Annotated in this window: 5 protein-coding genes; all 5 read left to right on the top strand. The window is 39.4% G+C overall.

The window, feature by feature from the left end; translation table 11 throughout:
- Positions 1-189: hypothetical protein (locus tag VNZ46_RS12960; RefSeq protein WP_325560528.1), on the top strand; the 189-nt coding region annotated here is incomplete at its 5' end.
- 228 nt (positions 190-417) lie between these two features.
- Positions 418-1,908, top strand: coding sequence for a cytochrome c (locus tag VNZ46_RS12955; RefSeq protein ID WP_325560527.1), 1,491 nt, complete (start codon positions 418-420; stop codon positions 1,906-1,908).
- Positions 1,909-1,923: 15 nt separating this feature from the next.
- Positions 1,924-2,055 (top strand): DUF2569 family protein, encoded by a 132-nt coding sequence (locus tag VNZ46_RS29395; protein ID WP_414693494.1) that lies wholly within the window; start codon positions 1,924-1,926, stop codon positions 2,053-2,055.
- Between the two features lie 9 nt (positions 2,056-2,064).
- Positions 2,065-3,018 carry an alpha/beta hydrolase gene (locus VNZ46_RS12950; protein ID WP_325560526.1) on the top strand — a complete coding sequence of 318 codons (954 nt, stop codon included), beginning with the start codon at positions 2,065-2,067 and terminating at the stop codon, positions 3,016-3,018.
- A gap of 148 nt (positions 3,019-3,166) precedes the next feature.
- Positions 3,167-5,147: M13 family metallopeptidase (locus VNZ46_RS12945; protein ID WP_325560525.1), on the top strand; the 1,981-nt coding region annotated here is incomplete at its 3' end.

Below are 5,147 nucleotides of genomic sequence, written 5' to 3'. Positions count from 1 at the left end.
ATTCTGGGCACTGAATCTTTTTTAAGTCTCGAGACCTGGTTCAATAAAAATCTGGTAACGGGTTATGCAACAAACGGCGGTACAGTGTCTAATGTCTATACGAACAACAGCAATCAGCAGCCTGCGCATGTTGTATCTACGGATAATATCAATAATTATCTTTTTACCTGGAATTTTTTGTACAAATAATTACTGATGCTGAGTGAAGACCTGTCTGATGAGATCATCATCGGACAGCTCAAGATTTGGTTGACACAAAGAGAACCGGGGTCTCATGAGCAACCCGAGTTATGGAAAAATGAAAAATCAACATCTCAGGTAAAAGTAAATTTTGATCTCATACCGCATATGCTTAACGGCATTTTTCAGGTATGAATTAAAATGAATTTATAAGATAACGCCCTTAAGTCTTAGCCCATGAACATTTCAACAAAATTTACTTATGTAATCGCAACTATTATTTTCTTAACCTCCTGCCATGAAAGGAAAAAGTATGTTCAAAGTACATTTCGAGAAAGCAATCTCCAGGCATTTTTTGTCGAAATTGACAATACGTGCGACACAGTTATACATGCACCCGGAGGCAGTTTTATTTCTATAGCGGCCGGCAGCTTTGAAGGTGGAAATGGTTCCAAGGTTCGACTTGCTATTAAAGAGGCACTTAATATATCTGATATTATTACAGCTGGACTAATCACTGAATCTAATGGTAAAATGTTAAGTAGCGGAGGAATGATCGATATCGAAGCCGCTGAAGGTCAAAATGTACGAATCTTTAAGCCGATAAGCATTAGTCTGCCCACACCATTTCTGGATTCTAAAATGATGCTATTTAAAGGTTCAAAAGGCGACGACGGACATATTAATTGGACCGACCCCGTTCCGATGAGAGCCAATATCCAAATATCAAACTTAAACGCTGGCGAACAGTTATTTAAACAACATTGTGCAACCTGTCATTCCATTGCGAATACAGTTACAGGTCCTGCACTGGCATATATCTCGAGGCTTCGTCCTCAAAAATGGCTATTTTATTATACTCGTAATAATCAGAAGATTCTTAAGTCCGGTGATCCATACGCAAACTGCTTATACGAGCACTACAATAATACGCCAATGCCGGATTTCCCGGAATTGTCAGTGGACGATTTGACTGGTTTATATACTTATATCGACAATGAAAGTAAAAAAGAAGGGCTACCACTACCCGACGATCAACTTAAAAAATGTGTGGATAGTTGTCTCGCATATAAGAAGCTCAAAGACAGCCTGTATTCCGTTGAAGATAAATTGGTTCCGGGAAACTTTTCAGTAACCGGTACATCCGCGCCATCGCCACCTGCTCCACCGGTTGCTTACTACCAGTTTCAGGTGAGCACTTTTGGTTGGTACAATATTGACCGGTTTTGTGAGGAATTGGAAGGGATAAAAGAAAGCAGGTTGATTGTAAAAGTTACTGGCAAATTTGGTAGCCAGGTAAAAGTATATCTGATTGTGCCTCGTTCGAGAGTATTTCAACAAGGAAATATTATAGAAAATGCGACAAACGAATATGGGTTTGGCTTTGGTGGAGTTGAATTGCGCTTACCACAAAAAGCACCTGCATCTGTAATCGCTGTGGGTGAACAGGGAGGTCAGTTAGTTTTTGATATATTCTATTTTACTACCACTGTTGAACAAACGCTTACCCTGGAACCTGTACACGTTACAAAGGAACTCATGTCTGAAAAGATCAACCAGCTTCGGCTGGATAGTTATAAAATGAACATCGAGGAGTCAGAAACAGAGAAATCCATAAAGATAAGGGATCTCCAATTGGAAAAGATGAAACCGAAAACCTGTGATTGCAATTGTGGATTCAAACAGACACCAGTTGAATCCGATTCGATCATAAAAGTGTTTAAATAGCCCAACAAATTGGCCATGCATCTAATATCGGTTCAAGCCGATGGAATCAAACAATTGACCAGGTCCATTGTATATGCCGGAATTTGGATTAGTTTCATTTTGAATTCTGAAAAAGTGAAGCGAATTTTTGTTTATCCCCATAATTGAATCCCACCGATGTCAAATACACAAAAACGCTTTAAGAAAACAATCCTTGCCATAGTTGTATTTTTTATCCTGTTGAATCTTTTCATTATCAATCAGGCTTATCACTTCACGCATTTCTATGAACAAGGATCGGTCAAAACAATATCGGAACAGACTGATGGCTTTTGGGGACAAATGAAAGTGGCACTATTTGGATTGAAACTTCAAAAGCTTTATGGATCGACACCAGACTCCCCCTTCGTTAATGTTAAATTGAAAACAAAAGAAGGCTTAATCCTGGATGCATGGTATTTTAAAGTTCCAAATGCAAAAGGAACCATAGCAATTTTTCATGGGCATGGAAGCGAAAAGTCAGCCAATCTTTCTCAAAGTGATGAGTTCAATGAAATGGGTTATTCCACTTTCTTAGTCGATTTCAGGGCACATGGACAAAGTGAAGGCAATACCTGTACGGTCGGCTACAGAGAATCAGAAGATGTAAAGTTGGTGTATGACTATTTGAAAGTTAACAAGGAAACAAATGTTATTCTTTACGGTATTTCGATGGGTGCAGCTACCATTACCAGGGCTGTTGCTGAATATAATTTAAAACCAACAAAAATAATTCTGGAAATGCCCTTTTCATCTCTACCTAACACAGTGGAAGGGAAAATGCGGGTAACTGGTGTATTTGCGAAGCCTCTTGCTGGTTTGCTAACATTCTGGGGAGGCATAATCAATGGCTTTTGGGCATTCGACATGAAGCCAAATGAATATGTAAAGAAAATTACATGTCCGGTCTTACTGCAGTGGGGAAAAAAGGATCAAGGTGTTACAGAAGCCGAAATCAATGACTTGTTCAAAAACATTTCTTCTACCAAAGAACTGGTAGTTTACGAAAAGAGTGGTCATCAAAACCTCTGCGAAAATGAGCCGGATAAATGGGAAGAAAATGTGGGGAATTTTTTAGATAGTATCAAATAGAATTTAACTAACTAACTCAGTCTGGCCATGCTTATTCATTTCATGTTTTTTAAAATAACCATATAATATTTGATCATAAACGACCGGCTACAACCAGCGTTTGACTTATTTTTTAGAATCACAATAACTACTAACTTCGACATTATATATGAAAAAATTACCGTTTCTTTTTGCAGTATTGTTTTTGTTTGCGGGATGCCAAAGCAAACCTGAAACAGTTGCCACGGCAGACATACCAGGAATCGATTCTTCGGTTAAACCTGTAGATAACTTTTTTATGTATGTTAACCGTATCTGGTATGATACGGCCCAAATACCTCCTTCGCAATCTGGTGTGGGTGCATATATGTTTATGAATTATCCTCAGCGCCTGCGGTTGCAGAGCATTCTGGATAGCGTTTCAAAATCCAATAATACTACGGGCAGTATTGAACAAAAGCTGGGTGATTTTTATGCTTCAGGAATGGATACAACTACGATTAACCAACGCAGCTTTGACCCTATTAAGCCTTTGCTTGCCAGCATTGACAGCATCAGTAATCTTAGTTCTTTGATGAAATTTGTTGCAACAGAAGCCAGGTTGAACAATACTTCTTTCCTGGCTTTTGGTGTGGGGCCGGACAATAAAAACAGCAAATTGAACATAGCACATATCTACCAAACGGGTATCGGCCTGCCAGAGAGAGATTATTATTTCAAAACGGATGCACCCAGCGTGGCTATTCAGCAAGCCTACAAATTATACCTCTCCAGGCTGTTTCAACTTACCGGAAGTGATACAGTAACAGCATCTAAAGATGCAGGTATTGTTTATAATATTGACAAACAACTCGCCGGTTCCCACAGAACAAATATTGAATTGCGCGACATAAATGCCAATTACAATAAGATGTCTGTTTCAACGCTTGAAAAGAAACACCCAAATATTGGGTGGAAGAATGTATTAAATGAACTGGGTGCGAAAACGGATTCTATTGATGTGGCCCAGCCAGCCTATTACGACAAGCTGAATGCCGCCCTGAAATCCATTCCCATCAGCGAATGGAAAATTTACCTGAAGGCTTATACGATTAATAATTATGCAGATGTGTTAAGCCAGCCTTTTGTCGATGCTTCATTCGAGTACAATAAAGCAATTACCGGGCAGGCAGTACAAAAAACGCGCGGTGAAAAAATGGCGAGCTCAGTTGACCGGCTATTGGGTGAGGCGCTGGGACAATTATATGTTAAAAAATATTTTACAGAAGATGCAAAAAATCGTGTGCTGGACCTGGTAAATAATTTGCAAAAAGCATTATCGGCAAGAATAGACAAACTCGACTGGATGAGCGATAGTACAAAACTAAAATCCAAAGAAAAATTGTTTGCCATCACAAAGAAGATAGGCTATCCCGATAAGTGGAGAGACTATAGCAACGTGGTGATTTTAAAAGAAAAATATTTTGAAAATGTGGTATCCGTTTCATCTAACAATTATTTGTTTCAATTGGCTAAACTCAACAAACCGGTGGATAGAAGCGAGTGGTTCACGACACCTTCAACAGTTACTGCTTATAACAACCCAAACGCCAATGAAATTGTTTTTCCGGCCGCTATATTGCAACCTCCTTATTTTGACAACAATGCCGACGATGCCTTAAACTACGGAGGTATCGGCATGGTAATCGGTCATGAAATTACACATACATTTGACGACCAGGGAGCCCAGTACGACAAAGAAGGCAATGTAAAAAACTGGTGGACAAAAGATGACTATGCAAAGTTCAAAGCAAAAACGCAAAAAGTAATTGACCTCTACAATACTTTCGTGGTACTTGATACCGTGCATGTTAAGGGCGCAATGACCGTTGGCGAAAATGCAGCTGATGTTGGCGGCGTTTCCATTGCCTATGATGCTTTTAAGCTGACCAAAGAAGGACAAGACAGCACTAAAATTGGCGGCTATACACCAGACCAACGATTCTTTATTTCTGTTGCGCGTATTTGGCGCGTAAAGATGAAAAATGAATTCCTGCGTTTATGGATAAATAATAATCCACACTCTCCTCCTATGTGGCGCGTAAATGGTCCGCTGATGAACAATCCACATTTTTATGAGGCATTCCACGTAAAGCAAGGCGATACCATGT

This window comes from Pedobacter sp., from assembly GCF_035566355.1.
In the GTDB taxonomy this organism is placed as follows: domain Bacteria; phylum Bacteroidota; class Bacteroidia; order Sphingobacteriales; family Sphingobacteriaceae; genus Pedobacter.
This window is presented reverse-complemented; position numbering and strand designations above follow the sequence as displayed.

Bases quoted from the DNA above. Each gene is read 5' to 3' on its own strand.
- VNZ46_RS12955 (WP_325560527.1), top strand. From the start codon at position 418: ATGAACATTTCAACAAAATTTACTTATGTAATCGCAACTATTATTTTC.
- VNZ46_RS29395 (WP_414693494.1), top strand. From the start codon at position 1,924: ATGCATCTAATATCGGTTCAAGCCGATGGAATCAAACAATTGACCAGG.
- VNZ46_RS12950 (WP_325560526.1), top strand. From the start codon at position 2,065: ATGTCAAATACACAAAAACGCTTTAAGAAAACAATCCTTGCCATAGTT.